Source organism: Bacillus sp. FSL M7-1345, assembly GCF_038006985.1.
GTDB lineage: Bacteria > Bacillota > Bacilli > Bacillales > Bacillaceae_G > Bacillus_A > Bacillus_A cereus_U.
The window spans coordinates 2,750,232-2,767,708 of record NZ_JBBOWG010000001.1; the positions used below are offsets into that span (position 1 = coordinate 2,750,232).

A 17,477-nucleotide genomic window follows, 5' to 3' on the forward strand; every position below is an offset into this window, starting at 1 on the left:
GCTATATTTATAGATATTGTTAAAAATTATGATGACATGAATGATAAAATCTTCGAAATATCCTTCATACTGTTTAAAATATAATCCGCTTTTCCTTCTAAATCTTCCTTCCTGCTCGCACCCGATAAGACGCCCACTACTTTAATGTTACTATTTCTTGCAAATGTAACGTCTGTTAATGTATCACCTACCATAAGCACATCTTCTTCAGTTAGTGAAAATTGTTCTTTAAACATATGATAAAAGTCACTTTCAGGTTTTGTTCTATTCACACCATCATCTGCACCTAAAAAATCTACATAATCATATAACTCAGTCATTTTCAGAGAATGAATAGCTGCATCAACATCGTCTGCCGTAACAACCCCAATAATATATTCATTGTCTTTTAAATATCGTAACGTTTCCTTTGCACCTTCCACTTCTGTAAATACAAGATCATCTGCAGTAGAGTACTTTTTGAATAGAAGACATACATTTTGAATAAAACCCTCTTTATTCACATGTTGATTTTCTAGCAACGAATACCATGCAGCCGCAATAAAGTAATTTGTGCGACAAGCTAGTAAACTCGTACTCTCAAAATCGTTATCATTCATACCAATAATCGTTAAGTAGTCATCTCGTTTACTTTTTTCATTTGGATACGTTTGAAATATATCATCTAACACACGATGCACAATTTTGTACCAAACTGAATCTAACTGTATTAATGTTCCATCTTTATCAAAAATAATCGCTTTATTCACCTTTTATTCCCCCTATAACTTCATTCCATGTTTTTATATTTTTATTCTGAACTTTATTATGAATAGGATTAATAAATGCTACTAATTCGTCCTCTTCCCATCCCTCAACTCTAGCGTACGCCCCTTCATTTAAAGAGAATGCAAAAGTTGCATCGCTGCCGTATTCTTTTTCAATCGTTCTTCCATTTATAAGTAGTCTCCACTCACACGGTTTATCTGTTTGAACGTTATAAACAATATTTCCTTTAGCCTCATCGCCGACAGCAATCGTTTCACCTTCGTTTTGAATATCTATCGTTAGTTTTCTAAATCGAGAGAAATAAATTCTTCCGTTTTTGATCGCAAATTTCAAGTTTTTAATTGATAAACCGTTACATAATACATATGTGCCTGGATCACCGTAAATGGATGGGTCTTTTGATCCTGGGAATGTTTTAGACGGATGTAAATGAGAGTCACTTCCTCCTATTCCCCAGATTTTAAGACCATTTGACCACATTTGATCGAAACAACGCAAAGCTTCTAAAGTAGATGATTTACTTTTTTTATACGTTGGATCACACATAATTTCCATCGTATGAACATTTTCTAAGTTAATATTAACTTGGTTCGCCCAAGGCTTCATAAATGGATGATTCACACTCAATAAATACCCTTTTTCTTTCATGAGTGAAAATAGTACATTCATTTTTTCAGCACTAAATGATTCATCTACATACTCTGTAAAATCAACAAATTCTCTTATGCCAAATATATTGTAATGACCATAAGGAGTTGTAAGTTCCATAGATGGTATAATTAATGTGTTTCCTTTTTCATAAGATGGCATAATAATATTGTGCTCCGTCGCATATAAAAAATCTAATTCTTGTTTTTCACATACTTTCATTCCAAGTTCATCATCTATCTCGCCATCTGTTAAATCTGTATGTTCATGAAAATCCCCTTTGTACCAGCGATGTTCTTCATTTACTACCTTATTAAAACGGTCTTCATCGATAAAAACATTGCCCTTACAAAAATGCTCTCTATTATACTTTCGCTCCAACTGATCATTCACTTCTATATTTACTGTATAGTCAACTTTTTCCCCAGTAAATTTCACTACTTTCTTTGCACAATGAGGGATATATACGACTTCTAATTCCCAATTACCTGACTGTATGTCTCCTCCAATACAACCAGCAGAACAAAACTTTGAATCTTTCGAAACGACTAGTTTTTCATTTACAATTGGAGTTTGATATTGTATACGTACATAACCGTTAGGATCTCTTAAGATTAGTAAAAGCGGAATTTTTCGGCTATCCCCTTGATCAATTGTTAATGTAAAGTTTGTAATATCAGTTTCATCCATTTGGAAACAGTGTTTATTTTTTACGAATGGATAGAGTGTTATCGTACTTGTTATTTCGATCATAGTTCTCACACCTTTTCAAGTGAATTTTAGAGGCACTTCCTTCGTTCAAAAGCACCTCACGTTCGTACTACAAACAGGTTTACTTCTTCTTTTTCAAAACTTTATCTAACTCTTCTTGCGCAACTTTAGCTGCTTCATCTAATGCTTTCTTTGCTGGAACCCCTTCAATCTCTACTTTATCTTTTGCTACATTTAAAGCGTCATTGATTTTTCCGCCCGTTGGATCTACAAATGGTCCCACTCCATTATTGTTGGCTTGTTCTAACGGAACTAATGCTTGTGGTTGTTTTTTAACAAATTCAGCATATGGACCGTACTCTGTTACATTGTTACGAACAGGAATATAGCCTGTTGCCATTGACCATTCAACCGTTTTCTCCGTACTTGTCGCAAACTTCATAAAGTCATATGCGCCTTTTGCTACTTCTGGATCAATATTTCTCGTTAATGTGAACAAATATGTTTCTAGTTTTGGCGCTGGTTTATTATTACCCCAAGCAGGCTGAGGTAATGCTTCAAATGTGTTAAGACGTTCTTCTTCCGTCATTCCTTTACCTAATGATTTGAAAACAAATCCTTGGTCACCAGATGATCCTGTAAACCCTAATGTTCTGCCTTCTACTAAATCAATTACTGTTTTATCCCAATATTCCCATCCAGTACCACCTGAATGTATTTTCATAATTTTATCTTCATGAAGCCATGTGCGGAATTCCTCCCATACCGTAACCCAAGTATCATCGTTAATTAATACTTTTTTACCATCTTCACTTAATACATTACCGCCAGCACTGCGAACTGCATCAATTAAGTTTGACGTCCCCCACATTGGCATCCAGCCAGCATATGAAACATTTCCGTTTTCACCACGTTTTGCGACTGTTTTTGCTACCTTTTCTACACCTTCCCACGTCTTTAAATCCTCTTTTGTAAAGCCATTTTCCGCTAATGCTTTTTTATTGTAATAAAAAATTTGTGTTGTACCGTAAAACGGAATTCCATATAACTTTCCGTCAATTGTTGCTTGCTCCATAAACCCTTTCCCATAATCTTCTTTTTTGAAATTAGTATCATTTTTAACATATTCATCTATAGGTACGATTAACTGTTTTTTAGCATATTCTTGAATGACATCTGAACCTAGTAATGCAATTGCTTCTTGGTTATTCGCTGCAAATCCACTTTGTAGCTTTTGATATGACTCATCGTAGCTACCCGCTTTTGTCGTTTTCACTACATATTTGTCCTGACTTTTATTGTATTCTTCCACAATCTTATCTACACGATCTGCAAGAGAGCCCCCTACTCCATTAATGAATGGAACAACAACCTTCTCCCCTTCTTTACTCGCTTTAACCGTACTTCCTTTTCCACCTGAACAACCCGCAAGTGCACTAACAAACAATGTTAAAACTGTTAGAAGCATGAATAGTTTTTTCATCCCACATATCTCCTTTACTATTTAATTACCCCTTTATTCCTGAATCAGTAACACCAGATAAGAACCATTTTTGTAGAATTAAAAATACGATTAAGAGCGGCACCGTTGCGATTGTACTTGCAACCATAATGTGTGACCAATCTCGTCCTAAAGAACTATTAATGAAATAATCAGCAATTCCATTCGTAATTAGTTTTTGTGTATTATCTTTCAAAATAAGAGCTGGCCAAATGTAATTATTATAGTTACCAATAAATGTGACCAATCCTAGAGTTACAAATGATGATCGTGTCATTGGAAAAATAATCTTCCAAAGAATTCGCCAATCACTCGCTCCGTCAATTTTGGCTGCTTCTACTATTTCAAAACCAACTTTATGGAACGTTTGTTTCAAATAGAAAATACCGAATACGCTAACAGCCATAGAAATCATGTATCCAAAATGTGAATCAAGCAAACCAAATTTCCCTAACATTACATATACAGGAACATACGATACAGCTCCAGGGATCATATAGGTTGCCATCACAACACTAAACGTAATATTCTTGCCTTTAAACTTATAAAATGCCAACATATAAGCAAAAAGCGCTGACGAAACAAGTACATATATAGTAATGATGAAAGAAGTATAGAAACTATTAAATAAATATGTGCTAAATGGAAGTATATCTAATACTTGCTGATAATTTTCCCAGTGAAATTCTTTAGGCCAAAAACCTCCTTGTAATACTTCACTAGATGTTTTAAACGAACCAAGCACCATCCATATAAATGGAAAAATAAATAGTATACTTGATAACGCTAGAAAGAGATGCTTTACGATTAATGGACCTTTTTTCATATTATTCACCTTAATAGTTCACCCACTTGTCACCTATTATTTTGTTTATAACAGATAGTAGTATTGTAATGATTAGTATGATAAATGCGATTGCTGTTGCAGATCCCATATCAAATTGTTCAAACCCTTGTTGGAAGAATAAATAAAGTAACGTACGCGTCGAACCACTAGGTCCACCTTGTGTTAAAATTTTTATTTGATCGTAAGCCTGCACTGAAGAAATTGTATTGACAACAACTAAGAAGAAAGTTGTTGATGAAACCATTGGCAGTGTTACATATCGAAATTTCTGCCATGAATTTGCTCCATCAATACTAGCTGCTTCATATAAACTATCTGGAACTTTTTCTAATGCGCCGATATAGAAGATCATCGTCCAACCAACTAATTTCCAAACTGTCACAATAATGACTGCTAACATCGCTGTTTGACTACTTTGAAGCCAGTCCAAACCTGGTATCCCAAAAAAGTTTAGAACTTTATTAATAACTCCAAATTGAGGTTCATATAAAAGTGACCACACAATGGATACAGCTATTGTTGGCGTTACCCAAGGTGAAAAAATCATTAATTGGTACAATGCAGAACCTTTGAATTTTTTTCGGAAGAATAATGCGAATCCTAAACCTAATGCAATCGTTGGAATCACTGTTCCAATTCCGAAATAAAACGTATTTAGCAATGCTTGCATAAAAGAATCTTGTGTAAATAAATTGAAATAGTTTTCTAAACCAACAAAGTTAAAATCATTCGTCATAAAATCCCAATCAGTAAAACTAATACCTAAGCTAATGAAATTCGGAATAATCCAAAACAATATTAGAGGTATTCCAACTGGTATTAAAAAGAACACAGCTTTTGATAGTTTTATTTGCATTCTTGCCACCTCCTAATTCATATTGTACGAGTATATTATTAACACAATGTTGTTAATTTGTTAACTAATTGTAAAAACAACAAATAAACAAAATAAAACAACATATAAACAAAAAGAAGACTATTTCTCAACTTACTAAGAAATAGTCTTCTTTTTGTTTTCTATACTGTTATTACTTCTACCCCATTACTTGTTAACACATTTTGCCACGCCTCATCGAGCTTAGCGTTTGTATATAATGCATCTATATCACTAAAATTCCCGCTTTTATAAAACTTTGTTAAATTAAACTTTGACTCATCTACCATCATGACAACTTGTTTTGCATTATTCTTTAACTGCTTATATATTTGTGCATCTTCAATATACGAACATGTTAGTTCTTTTTCTAAAGAAATTCCATCACAAGAAGCAAATAACTTATTAACAGTGAAATGGTCAAGATAGTTTAACGTCATTTCTCCAGACAATGCTAATGAATTTGTATTCAATATTCCTCCAATGACTATTAACCTGCAATCAAAGGAATCATATTGTTCTTTAAGCTCAATAATTTTATTAACAGCTGGTATCGAGTTTGTTAAAATCGTCAAATTCTTTTTATCGTGTATGTAATCTAAAATTTGCATTGTGGTTGTCCCAATTTCAATTGCGATAATATCATTATCTTCTACGAGTTTACTTGCTTCCATTGCAATTTTTCGTTTTTCTTCAATATTCTCAGCTCGGCGCCTATCAAAATGAAATTCTAGTGTTTGATCTTTTTTCTTAATTGCACCACCATGTATTTTCGTAAGCTGCCCTTCCTTGTGCAACATATCTAAATCTCTTCGTATCGTTTCTGTTGTAACATTTAGTACCTTCGCTAAATCATTTACCATAACTCGGTTGTACTTTTCTAACTCATCTAGTATGTGTTTTCTACGTTCAAATTGCGTGTACGATTTCATTTCATTAACACCTCTTCAAATTACGAAAAATATTGATTTTCTAAAAACTCTTATTATACGTTACTTTTAACATAACATCATTTACAGAAAGAAGGAACGATTATCTGTACTATATTTCGTCAAAGGAACAATGGTATATATCACCATACTTTTTTATTACAAGAAGTCTATTTGTTTGGCACCCTTTTTTATAAAGAGCAGTACTTTTTATTTTCATCTAAAATTCAAATTTACTTAACAATAAAAACACGATTATAATAAATAAAAATTTATTGTTAAACGATAAATTTCATGTTAGATTAAATAGATAATTAATAAATGAGGTGCTTTATATGAAACAAAGATCAACACTCTTTTTAAAGACAGCTATTATTCTGATTGGAATCCCTGTTCTTGCTTTGTGTATATTTTTAGTTCCTAACATAGGGAATTATGCAGCGGAATTGTATCCCGATATTGCATATATAAAATATCTTATTTTAATCAATCTGTATGCAACGGTGGTACCTTTTTATTTCGCTCTGTATCAAGCTTTTAAACTTGTAAGCTTCATTGACAAGGGTAACGCTTTCTCGAAATTATCTGTTAGAGCTTTAAAGAAGATAAAACAATGTGCAGTAACAATCAGTATTTTATATGTGGTAGGTATGCCACTCTTCTATCTTGTGGCGGAAAGAGATGATGCACCAGGTATTATTATACTTGGCATGCTCCTAATCTTCGCTTCAATGGTTATCGCAGTCTTTGCTGCCGTTCTCCAAAGACTTTTAAAAGATGCGATAGATATAAAATCAGAAAATGATTTAACGGTCTGAGGTGAATAACATGGCAATAATAATTAATATTGATGTAATGCTAGCGAAAAGAAAAATGAGCGTAACTGAACTTTCAGAGAAGGTTGGAATTACAATGGCTAACCTTTCTATATTAAAAAATGGAAAAGCAAAAGCAATTAGAATTTCAACTTTAGATGCTATTTGTAAAGCATTAGAATGCCAACCTGGAGATCTTTTAGAATATCAACCTGAAGATACCGAATAAAAAGAGTCCTTCTTATATGTGATATTATCCCCTTTAAGTAGACAGTGTAAAAAGACCATGCACATACATGGATGTTACACTATTACTTGGAGGGGATTTTTCATGACTAAAAAAGGTTCAATATTTATTACATATTCAGAAGAATTAAAGTTAGCGGCTGTTCAAAGTTATTTAAACGGAGAAGGAAGTTACAATATGATAAAGGAAAAATATCAGATTAGAAGCTCTACACAACTAAAAAATTGGGTGAAAAAATATAAAGAATTTGGTGAAATTACAGATACTCGTGGAAAAAATGGTGGAATGAAAGGTATATCAAATCCTCTAAAAGGCAAACGCGTTCATTTTAAGACGATTGAAGAGGAACGTGACTACTATAAGGCACAGGTTGAATATTTAAAAAAGCAGTATCCGAATCTGTAAATGGAGGTGCACTAAAATATACGGTGAGGTATCATATCATTGAATCATTAAAGGGGAAATATCCAGTTATATGGCTTACGAAATTTGCGGGTGTACATCGTTCAAGTTACTATAAGTGGATTCATACAAAAAGTATGAAAAACATGCGACTAGAATCCGAGAAACGATTAAAAAAAGTAATACAATCTATTCACGTAAGGCACAAGGAATATGGTTATCCACGTATGAAAATCGCTTTACAGGAAGAGGGATATTTTATAAATCACAAAAAAGTATATCGCTTAATGAGCGAGCTCAACATTCAATCTATTATTCGAAAGAAGCGTCGCTTCTTTAAAGGGAACTATTCCAATGTTTTTCCGAATGTTTTAAACCGTGAATTCAAAGATCGCCAACAAAATGAAGCGCTTGTTACAGATATTACTTACCTACGATTCCAAGAGGGATTTCGGTATCTTTCTGTTGTACAAGATATTTATAATAACGAAGTTGTTTCTTGGAAAATATCCAAGCGCAACGATAATGAACTTGTATTAGATACAATTGAAATGTTGGCACAAAAAAGAGATGTGCGTGGAACCATTCTCCATTCAGATCAGGGATTCCAGTACACATCTCACGCCTACAACAAACGACTTTTAGGTTTAGGTATCATTGGCAGCCACTCTCGCAAAGGAAACTGCCATGATAATGCCTGTATTGAGTCATTTTTCTCCCATTTTAAATCGGAAATGTTGTATTTGAATCATTTTAAAACAGAAGCAGATTTAATACAAGCAATTGAAGAGTATATTTATTTTTATAACTATAAACGGTTCCAAAAACGACTCAACCACCGAGCTCCGATAGAATATCGAATCTCGATGGCTGCTTAGTCTTTTTAATATTGTCTACTTGACAGGGATAAGACCATATGAAGGACTCTTTTTATTGCTCATTACGGCGCAAAATTTATTTGGCCAGTAAACAATAAGATAATCGCGATAATCCAAAAAATAAAGAACGATGAGGAAAGTATTAATGAGATAATTGCAATTGCCTTCTTCTCTGTTTGTTTCGTGATTCCAATTGTTGAAAGTATAATACCTACGCCTGTCAGAGCAATTGTAATATAATCTCCCACTATATTACCCGCATTCGCTATTCTCGTCGGAGTTATAAAAACGAATAAAAAACACATAATTCCGATGAGTAAAGATACATAGCTTATTATGCTGTACTTCTTTTTGGAAACTATTTCTGTTTTCATAATTACCCACCCCTTCTATATAGCTATGAGTTCATATTAGCATGAATAACCATAATTTGGTTAAAATAATAAAAAACAGATAAAGCGGACACTTCCACTTTATCTGTTTTTTATTTAATATATAAACCTGCTATTTCTTCTTTATCATTATAAGTTACGATAAAGGTACGTTGTTCTTTACTATATTTCGCTACAAGAACAACTGTATATAAACCATCTTTTTCTTCAATCGACTTTTTTTCAATCTTTTCGAATGTACCAGCTTTTTCAATTACAGGCGTAAGATCTTTCATTTTCTCCTCTGATAATGCAGTTTTCATCTTGCTATCAAATTTTTCATGCACTTCTTTATACTTAGATTCATTTAGTAACGTTACAATTTCTTCCGCTTTCGGAATAAACTTTTTTGAAGTACTTTCATCTACTTTATTACCGGTACATGCTGCAAGTGCGAACGCCGCGATAGCACTTATAATAACAAGTAACATTCTTCTCATTTTAATACACCCTTTCTTTTTAAAATGAAACTATAACTAAATACAAGTAAAGCACAAATTGCTATTGTAACTTCTACAGTAAATATAGCCCTATCTGCTGGTACGTATAGCGGTATGATACCTGCTAGTGCATTTACAGTCCCATGGATGAAAATTGCATATACAACATAACGAAATTTCTTTTGGACAACAGCTTGCAATACAATGAATGACAGACCGACATGGATTAACATCGCAAAGATACGTTCCACTCCACCGACAAAATAACTATCCGTATTTCCGCTAACTGTTTGCGATAATAATAGAGATACTACTGGAATACCGACTATCAACACAGCTTCAATACCACCGTGCCCTACTCCGAATAAAAATCCTGACTGCCAATCTCGTTGTTTCATAAAATAGCGCATTGCAATAAAACGAGCTATCTCTTCAAAAATACCAGCTGACAAACTAAGCATAATCGCAAATAATATAGGCTGCATGACACTAAACATTGAAAAAGCTGTGCTATTTCCATTTAAATAATTCAGTATTGGTATACGGATTAAAATTTGTGATACAACAAATGCCAATACGCCTAGCATATACGGGATATAGCGTTTCTTCCAAAAAGCATATAAAAGTGCAACAAGCGGTAACCCTATACTTATAAACGCTGTAAAAATAAGACCATTCATCTCGTTTCACCTCTTACTTGAAGTGTATAAAAACGATTGAAGAAAGTATGTAGTTATTTCTTATTCGGTTTGATTTCCATCATAAATGGTTATCTATTTTTTTAGTATGAAAGTTTGCGTGAAATGAGGACTCATATAAGTCGTTTCTAGCGTTGCATTATTCGTTTTATTTATAATACGTTTTAATGAGAATAACCCATATCCTCTGCCCTCTTCTTTACTCGAATAGTTCTTCTCATAAATTTTTTGCAGATCAATCTCTTTATAATTGGAGCTATTACGAACAACAAAATATTGCTCTGCATCCATTTCAAAAAAGGCAATTTGCAGTACCTTTTCCTCACTATGTACCGCTTCTTCAGTTGCATTATCTAATAAGACTGAAATGATACGAATAAAAGGAACTATAGGCATCGAAACCGTCGCTATTTTTTCCGGAATATCAAGCATTACTTTTATTTGTTGTTGCTGGGCAGTACCCACTTTTGCTCTTAATACACTTTTCACTTCAGGTATATGTATACGAGATAATTTCGCAATATCGAGTTCATGATCATTGATTAATTTTAAAGTAGGAGTAATAACCTCATAATAAACTTGCTCGATTTCATTCACATTTTTTGTACGTATTCCCGCTTCTAACGCAAGTAACACATTAATATAATCGTGGCGGAAACTGGCCAATTCATCATGCATCGATTCTAATTTCTCAACATAATCGAGTAATTCTTTATCTAACCTTGTTTCATGTTCTTCTACCAACTTCTCTTTCGCCAAATGCGAACTCAGTAATACAATAAGTAGTAATACTAAGAACAATATAATTGCTGAAATAAAACTCAATTCACCATATTGCTGATTTAACTTTGCTAAAAAATCAGTGGATGGACTCGTTAAAATTAATTCAATAATAAACCCAATAATTAACAAAATATAAGTAACATAATATAGTGGACTTCCTACTATGTACTGAGCGATACTTTGAATTCGTTTACGAGCTAATACAATACCTATAAAAGTTATGAGCGACACGATAAGATGAATTATACTCGCTGTCCATAAATAGAAATCAAATGGTGTTAACATAAATAGTTTCATACCCACTTCGAGAAATAGCATTTTCACAAGCGTAATAATAACCATGCTAACAAGCGCAAAATATAAATTCCGCATAAAGTTCAATTCATTTTGCATCAATCCTAAACTTATTAGAAATAACACAATTGTACTATTAAGCTCTGGATATCTCGTTACTGTTACGACAATTACAAGTAAAATAATAAATACAACACTTAAAGACGCTAACATTCTATATGACAATCTATTGTACCGGATTAATTGAATGTATAAGAAGGTATGACTCATACTAGTGAGCAAAAGTGCAAACACATCATAAATATACATTACATCTCACCCTTTAACATTGTACGTACTTTACTAACTAAACGCCGCGATACTGGAATTCGTTTCCCACTTTTTAATATCATCATCTTCTGCGTTGTATCATAAGAAGACATTTGTGTAATATTCACGACATATGATTGATGACAACGAAATAACCGTTCATCTACTATTTCAATCTCTTTTAATGTTCCATAAAAATAAACGATACGATCTAACGTCACTAAAGCTAAACGATGTGGATCATCGGTCATAATATATTCGACTGCATGAAATGGCAGTCGCACAGTAGCGTTACTATTTTCAACAATAAAATCATCCTTAGGAATAGTAGTCTTATTGCGTGCCTCATATTGAAGCAAACATTGCTCAAATACTTGATATCGTTCTTCATAAGGCAAACCTTTATCAATAAATGTTAAAGCTGATACCATGTATTGATACGAGATCGGTGCAAATTCTGAATGCGTCGTTACAAACACAATAATCCCTTGCGTATCATATTTACGAATTTCTTGCGCTACTTGCAACCCTTTACGTTCTTCTCTTTTTATCTCAATATCTAAAAAATAAATTGGTACATAAGTCGCCCGTGGAATGTTTTTAATAATGTTTTCACTTTTACTAGTTACTTCGATAAAATCGTACGGCAACATATATTTCTCACAAATCTCTTCAACTAACCGCTTCATTTGCTGCGCTTGTATGACATCATCTTCTAAAATGAAAATACTCATATTATCACTCTCTTTGTAAAAATCTTTCACTTACTTGAAAAAGCTCAACCTTTCATCTGTAAATTTATCTATGACTATATAATTCAAATTGTTATAGCAATCTCCTTCTATATAATTGAAAGAATTAAACCGCTATATTTCTTTATAAAACATAGAAAATAACCTCTACTTCTCGAAAAAAGGTAGAGGGTTATTCAAACTATTTATAAAGAAAGCTCCCTATCTCTATCAATAACTACCTAAAAAAATTCGTTTTATCCACCTTCTATTTTGTAATTACTAAATCCGCTCTCTCCCTTGGCAATTCCGCTTCCAAATAATGCTCCTCAGCTTTCCAATACCTACTTTGAAATTTGGAAAGGTTCTTCTGCGTTTCTGGACTTTCACGTAGAAACCTTGTCTCTCTTGAACAATCCAAATACACCATATAATGAAAGAAATCTCTCCATTCTTTTCGCTGCAGAAAAACACCTTCAACAATTATTACACCTACTAAAGGAAGCTGTATTTCTTTCATTTCACATATGTCTGTTTCATCATGATAGAAAGGCAATTGTATTTGTATATCGCTTTGTAACTTCCCAAAAAAGTTTCGCTGCAACCACTCTATATCCCATTGAAGGTTGTAGTACTCATACCATTCTGCAAATCCAGTACTATATCGCTTGTTACGCTCGGTAATGTGATCGTCAATATGAAAAATATGAAACGGGATTCCACTTTGCTTCATATCTGCTTCCAACTCTTTAACCAAAGTTGTTTTACCCGAACGACTTAGACCATCTATACCTAATATAAATCGCTCATCTTTATGCTCCTTAATAACTTTCATTATTTCACTTGTGCTCATTACTTTTGCCAATCTTCTTTTAATAATGAATAAACGACCGTGTCATGAGCAACATCATTTTGAATCATATATTTTCGAAGTAATCCTTCTTCTTGAAATCCGGCTTTTTTTAATAAATTACGGGAAGCTTCATTTTCTATATATACGACAGCTGCAATTCTTATAAAGTGCAACGTTTCAAATCCGTAAGCTAGCATTGCTTGCAGTGCTTCGGTTGCGTATCCTTGTCCCCAATATGTATCATCTAGCTCATAACCAATTTCAGCTCGTTTATGATGATTGTTAATTAAATGAAATCCACACGTACCAATTAATTGATCTGTGCCTTTCTTCTCTATTCCCCAGCGAAATACACTTCCCTCTTCATTACGCTTTCTAAACGTTTGAATAGTCGTTTTCGCTTGCTCAACATTTTCGAAAGAGTCCATTCCAAAATAACGAATAACGGATTCTTTTGAAAAATAATGGAACATCGCTTCTGCATCTAATAGTGTAAGTTCTCTTAATAGTAAACGTTCTGTTTCTAATTTTGGAAACCCCATCCTCTTTTTCTCCTTCTATTCTAATGAACTACAAATTTCAATATAATTACCGTCTGGATCAGCAATGTAAGCAATTGTTTGTCCCCACGGTTTTACGATTGGCTCAACTAGAACTTTAACCCCTTGTTCTTTTAATTTCTCAATCGTTTCCTTAACATCATCTACAACAAACCCTAACTCAAAATGGGAAGATTGTAGTACACCTTCTGTAAGAGGTAGTCCCGTTAACTCCTTAACATCCTCTCGTGTATTCATCGCTAAAATTGTTGCCCCTGTTTCAAATTCGATATATGTACCGTGTTCAGCTTTTATAGGTAACTGTAAAATATCTTTATAGAACCTTAAACATTCCTCAAACTTTTCTACATATAAAATAATGTATTTCATTTTTAAGTTCATAACTATTCCCCCTTTACCTTCACCTCTAAAAATTCGACAAATGTTTTTAAAAACCTTGTACCTTATAGAGACGAGCGCAAAAAAATGAGGCCGATTTCTCGGCCCCCAGCTTATTGGCATAAAACAGGAGATTTGGTTTGGACATAACCAGTTCTTACATTCATTATATTTTATTTTTTCTGAATTTTAAATACATTAAACACCTATTTATATTGAGAAAGTTTTTTTACTTGCATAAAATCATAGCGCTTAAGAAATGCTACAAATGGAGGTGTATACATATGGAACCAATGCTATGTCCAAGTTGTAAAACGAACCGAACTCGCTTTAATATTCTTGAGCAACAAGTAAAACCAGTAAAATTAAATCCACAAACTGGTCAAGTAGAAGAAGAATACACAAATGAAACGATGAACGCTTTTCATATGGCTTATCAAGGACCTACTTATCGCGTCCAATGTGCTGTATGCGGGCTTGTTGAAAATCCAGAACAATTTATAAAACCTGCGCAAAATCAGTCTTTCTCTTAAACATTTTCCCTACCCCCTATCAGTTTTCTATAGGGGGGTTTTTCCGTTTTACGTAAGTAAGGTGGAAAATTGCTGTTTAATCAAAGGTTCCTAATTCATCTACATGTCTACTATTCATACACCGTCATATATTTTTCAATTTCACACGATTATAGTGGACCCAATAGAGTTAAAGAACAGCTAAGCCTTGCGATCCAAAGTAAGGAAAATTGGATGAAGCAACAACCTGCAACCTTACTAGACTACCATCACTTTGAATATTAAATGCTGACACTGTCCCCTGATTTCCGTTAAGGGTGTAAAAATTTCGTCCATCTTTACTCACTCCAACATCCATCGGAAGACCTGGTGCTGTCCCCGGCGGTGTACTAGTAATATGCCTTACTACTGACAGTGCTCCATTCGGGGCGATTTGGTAGGTGGATATGGTGCCACTTAAAGTGTTCGTAGTATAGGCAAAACGTTCATCCTTCGTTGTTATAACCCAACAAGCAGTTTTATATCCGTTTTGTACAGAGCCGCTGATTACATGAAGAGTACCGTCATTGCTCAATGAATAAGATGACAACGCATTTGAAACTGCTTCTGTAACTAAGAGAATTCCGGACGATAGAAAGTAAGCACCCAATGGGCCTTTACCGTAAGAATCATTAACAATTGGTCCTGTAACCGTACCATCTGTATTTATATGGAAGACACTGAGATGGTTTGATGTAAGCTCGGAGACAACGATTTTACTACCATCCGGGGTGAAGAGAACTTGTGCAGGCTGAGCATTAAAGGTACTGAGAGCATGAGTGGATCCTGGAATATGTGTAAGGTTTCCCTTATCATCTATGTGAAATCCGGTAATATTTGATGCAAAATTGTTTGCAGCATTACCTACATTGGACACGTAGAGAAGATTATCATACACACCAATGCTATTGGGCTGAGCACCTCCTGATGGCTTTACATCCACGAAAATCGGCACCCCGTTATCTGCTATGATAAAACTACTGATACTATGACTGCCTGCGTTAACTGCAAATAGGAAACGACCATCACGGGACAATGTCAGAGAACCTTGTGATGCTAGAGGATCTATACCATCGTTTGCCGTTTCTGTAGAAACTTCCTTTATACCAGTACCTCTTCCGTAAGTTCGGTAAGAACCTAAAAAGGTGAGCATTCCATTCGTATCCATATGAAAAGCAACAATGTGATTCATTACTTCATTATTAGTCATCATGTATACCATACTCGCACGAGCACGAAAATAATTGTTCATTCTCTGCATTTTATGACTTTCCCCCCCTTCATAATTTTATATGGTTCTTTTTCCATTTAAATTCCCATGCAAATGGAAATTGATTTAGGAACAAATGCTACTCACCTTGTAATTTCTTTAAGTGAAAACCTTATTCACTTCCATATTATATTTTCAACTCCACACTCTTTTGGTAATATTTACACAAGAGAGGTGAAATAAATGATTTTAAATAAAAAGTTAATGATTCCATCTACATTTCTACTATTAACTTGTCACATAGGCATTTTTTACTTTTGGATCTTCGATTGGAAGAAGATCTCGACTCCTTACGGTCTAGTTATATGGATTATTTCTACTGTTTGCGGCTTTTTACTTTATTACCACTTTAAACATCAAAACTCTAATAAATAATACTAGTAATAATACCTAAAAAAATCATGAATGATGAAGAAGCGATTAATAATAATGAACTACCGATTAATACTTATCTTTGTAACTGTTAGTTCTATGCCTTAAATATATAGTCTTTTATTGTGTAAAAAAGAGTGAACAAAATAGAATCACATAAAAATTAAAGAAGATGATTCCGGTAATCATCTTCTTTTAAAATCCAATCTTTATTATAATATTTCGCTTTTCAATTTCTTAATTTTCCATAAGAGCCTCATAAAGAAATAAACATACATACAACCTACAAGCCCTGTCATAACTTTCGCCCAAATTGGCACTCTTGATTCTGTTGAATTTAAAAATACGCTATACATTGAGGGTAATATAGTTATTGAAATCAATGCGAAAAATTGTAATAACTCCTTCATTTTTTGCACCTTCGTGTCCTTCTCTGAATATATGTCAGGTAACTCAATTCCCTCCTCTACTTCCTTACAAAAATAATTCCATCTTGTAAAACTTGTGACACGTTTCCAACCAGACATTTCATATATTTCAAAGTACTCTTGTTGTTTTTCTTTTGAATCCCTGTAAACCAATCTAAAATCCGCTTTATATATTACATCTTTTGGTTCTGTTTTCTTAAACGTATACATCAAATTATACCTTTGTAACGCCCAGCCTTTTTGATGCATTTTCCGTAAAAAAACTTCTTCTTTTTCTAAACTCCATGCCATGAAAAATTTGAATACCTTTTTTGTCTTCATCTTTCATTCACTCCCCTAATATACTGTTTCCATTCCTTACAGATCTCTGCAACCTGTTATACTCTAGCTCTAACACTTCTCTACCAAACGGCGTTAACTCATAGCACTTCTTTCTGTCTGTTGAGGCAACTTCAACAATTAACTTCTCTTTTAATAACTTCGTCGTATTCCCGTATAAAGTACCAGGACCGAGCTTTACTTCCCCATTTGTCATCTCTTCTACCATTTGCATAATTCCATAACCATGCATTGGCTTAACTAGTGACAATAATATGTAATATGTCGCCTCAGTTAATGGAATGTATTTTTGCGCTTTCGCATTCATTATAACTACCTCCGATACATCGCTTCATGATATATCGACTAACGATACATCGTATACCGATATTATATAATCACATTCCAAAATATGCAAATAGAATTTAAAATTAAATATCC

General features: G+C 33.6%; 22 protein-coding genes and 1 pseudogene. 6 read left to right on the plus strand and 17 right to left on the minus strand.

Going from position 1 to position 17,477, the window contains the following annotated elements; genetic code table 11:
* Window positions 1-26 precede the first annotated feature (26 nt).
* The 6 genes from MHB76_RS14290 to MHB76_RS14315 all read right to left on the minus strand — a co-directional run bounded on the left by MHB76_RS14290 (window position 27) and on the right by MHB76_RS14315 (window position 6,281).
* Entirely contained in the window at window positions 27-749 is a 723-nt protein-coding gene (locus tag MHB76_RS14290) for an HAD family hydrolase (RefSeq protein WP_078174271.1), read from the minus strand.
* On the minus strand, window positions 742-2,169 hold the full coding sequence (locus MHB76_RS14295) for a CehA/McbA family metallohydrolase (RefSeq protein ID WP_340986905.1): 1,428 nt from the start codon (window positions 2,167-2,169) through the stop codon (window positions 742-744). Before MHB76_RS14295 ends, MHB76_RS14290 begins: the two co-directional genes overlap by 8 nt.
* 79 nt (window positions 2,170-2,248) lie before the next feature.
* The gene (locus MHB76_RS14300; protein WP_078174269.1) at window positions 2,249-3,610 is read right to left on the minus strand and encodes an extracellular solute-binding protein; all 1,362 of its coding nucleotides are present in this window, start codon (window positions 3,608-3,610) and stop codon (window positions 2,249-2,251) included.
* 25 nt (window positions 3,611-3,635) lie between these two features.
* On the minus strand, window positions 3,636-4,454 hold the full coding sequence (locus tag MHB76_RS14305) for a carbohydrate ABC transporter permease (protein WP_002110514.1): 819 nt from the start codon (window positions 4,452-4,454) through the stop codon (window positions 3,636-3,638).
* 10 nt (window positions 4,455-4,464) lie between these two features.
* Window positions 4,465-5,331 (minus strand): carbohydrate ABC transporter permease, encoded by an 867-nt coding sequence (locus MHB76_RS14310; protein ID WP_002200097.1) that lies wholly within the window; start codon window positions 5,329-5,331, stop codon window positions 4,465-4,467.
* 161 nt (window positions 5,332-5,492) lie between these two features.
* Window positions 5,493-6,281, minus strand: a complete 789-nt coding sequence (locus MHB76_RS14315; protein WP_002110517.1) for a DeoR/GlpR family DNA-binding transcription regulator — start codon at window positions 6,279-6,281, stop codon at window positions 5,493-5,495.
* Window positions 6,282-6,613: 332 nt separating this feature from the next.
* On the opposite strand from MHB76_RS14315, the gene MHB76_RS14320 reads away from it, so the two are divergent.
* The 4 genes from MHB76_RS14320 (at window position 6,614) to MHB76_RS14330 (ending at window position 8,620) form a co-directional block, all read left to right on the plus strand.
* Window positions 6,614-7,096, plus strand: a complete 483-nt coding sequence (locus MHB76_RS14320; protein WP_002127922.1) for a DUF2975 domain-containing protein — start codon at window positions 6,614-6,616, stop codon at window positions 7,094-7,096.
* A gap of 10 nt (window positions 7,097-7,106) precedes the next feature.
* Window positions 7,107-7,322 (plus strand): helix-turn-helix domain-containing protein, encoded by a 216-nt coding sequence (locus MHB76_RS14325; protein ID WP_002110519.1) that lies wholly within the window; start codon window positions 7,107-7,109, stop codon window positions 7,320-7,322.
* 102 nt (window positions 7,323-7,424) lie between these two features.
* Entirely contained in the window at window positions 7,425-7,745 is a 321-nt protein-coding gene (locus tag MHB76_RS26325; RefSeq protein ID WP_016103355.1) for a transposase, read from the plus strand.
* 23 nt (window positions 7,746-7,768) lie between these two features.
* On the plus strand, window positions 7,769-8,620 hold the full coding sequence (locus MHB76_RS14330) for an IS3 family transposase (RefSeq protein WP_016103639.1): 852 nt from the start codon (window positions 7,769-7,771) through the stop codon (window positions 8,618-8,620).
* 62 nt (window positions 8,621-8,682) lie between these two features.
* Here MHB76_RS14330 and MHB76_RS14335 read toward each other — a convergent pair whose 3' ends face one another.
* The 8 genes from MHB76_RS14335 to MHB76_RS14370 all read right to left on the minus strand — a co-directional run bounded on the left by MHB76_RS14335 (window position 8,683) and on the right by MHB76_RS14370 (window position 14,100).
* On the minus strand, window positions 8,683-8,994 hold the full coding sequence (locus tag MHB76_RS14335) for a hypothetical protein (RefSeq protein ID WP_002110521.1): 312 nt from the start codon (window positions 8,992-8,994) through the stop codon (window positions 8,683-8,685).
* A 110-nt stretch (window positions 8,995-9,104) separates the two neighbouring features.
* Window positions 9,105-9,491: a DUF3887 domain-containing protein gene (locus MHB76_RS14340; RefSeq protein ID WP_078174268.1), complete on the minus strand. Its 387-nt coding sequence runs from the start codon at window positions 9,489-9,491 to the stop codon at window positions 9,105-9,107.
* Complete coding sequence (locus MHB76_RS14345) at window positions 9,488-10,171, minus strand: YhfC family glutamic-type intramembrane protease (protein ID WP_078174267.1); 684 nt, start codon at window positions 10,169-10,171, stop codon at window positions 9,488-9,490. Before MHB76_RS14345 ends, MHB76_RS14340 begins: the two co-directional genes overlap by 4 nt.
* A gap of 93 nt (window positions 10,172-10,264) precedes the next feature.
* Window positions 10,265-11,575, minus strand: coding sequence for a GHKL domain-containing protein (locus MHB76_RS14350; protein ID WP_002168130.1), 1,311 nt, complete (start codon window positions 11,573-11,575; stop codon window positions 10,265-10,267).
* Window positions 11,575-12,309, minus strand: a complete 735-nt coding sequence (locus tag MHB76_RS14355) for a response regulator transcription factor (RefSeq protein WP_078174266.1) — start codon at window positions 12,307-12,309, stop codon at window positions 11,575-11,577. Before MHB76_RS14355 ends, MHB76_RS14350 begins: the two co-directional genes overlap by 1 nt.
* A 265-nt stretch (window positions 12,310-12,574) precedes the next feature.
* On the minus strand, window positions 12,575-13,159 hold the full coding sequence (locus MHB76_RS14360) for a kinase (protein ID WP_078174265.1): 585 nt from the start codon (window positions 13,157-13,159) through the stop codon (window positions 12,575-12,577).
* Window positions 13,159-13,701 carry a GNAT family N-acetyltransferase gene (locus MHB76_RS14365; RefSeq protein WP_078174264.1) on the minus strand — a complete coding sequence of 181 codons (543 nt, stop codon included), beginning with the start codon at window positions 13,699-13,701 and terminating at the stop codon, window positions 13,159-13,161. Before MHB76_RS14365 ends, MHB76_RS14360 begins: the two co-directional genes overlap by 1 nt.
* Before the next feature lie 15 nt (window positions 13,702-13,716).
* Window positions 13,717-14,100: a VOC family protein gene (locus MHB76_RS14370; protein WP_016105212.1), complete on the minus strand. Its 384-nt coding sequence runs from the start codon at window positions 14,098-14,100 to the stop codon at window positions 13,717-13,719.
* A 281-nt stretch (window positions 14,101-14,381) separates the two neighbouring features.
* Between MHB76_RS14370 and MHB76_RS14375 the strand changes: the two genes are divergently transcribed.
* Window positions 14,382-14,630, plus strand: coding sequence for a hypothetical protein (locus tag MHB76_RS14375; RefSeq protein WP_000433610.1), 249 nt, complete (start codon window positions 14,382-14,384; stop codon window positions 14,628-14,630).
* 169 nt (window positions 14,631-14,799) lie between these two features.
* Here the strand turns inward: MHB76_RS14375 and MHB76_RS14380 are convergent, their stop codons facing one another.
* Entirely contained in the window at window positions 14,800-15,909 is a 1,110-nt protein-coding gene (locus MHB76_RS14380) for a lactonase family protein (protein WP_078174263.1), read from the minus strand.
* Between the two features lie 192 nt (window positions 15,910-16,101).
* On the opposite strand from MHB76_RS14380, the pseudogene MHB76_RS14385 reads away from it, so the two are divergent.
* Window positions 16,102-16,290: pseudogene (locus MHB76_RS14385) on the plus strand (hypothetical protein); the annotation flags it as partial.
* 212 nt (window positions 16,291-16,502) lie between these two features.
* Here MHB76_RS14385 and MHB76_RS14390 read toward each other — a convergent pair.
* Together MHB76_RS14390 and MHB76_RS14395 are read right to left on the minus strand one after the other, a co-directional pair.
* On the minus strand, window positions 16,503-17,039 hold the full coding sequence (locus MHB76_RS14390; protein WP_078174262.1) for a DUF2812 domain-containing protein: 537 nt from the start codon (window positions 17,037-17,039) through the stop codon (window positions 16,503-16,505).
* 7 nt (window positions 17,040-17,046) lie between these two features.
* Complete coding sequence (locus tag MHB76_RS14395) at window positions 17,047-17,364, minus strand: PadR family transcriptional regulator (protein WP_000991891.1); 318 nt, start codon at window positions 17,362-17,364, stop codon at window positions 17,047-17,049.
* Window positions 17,365-17,477: the final 113 nt, after the last annotated feature.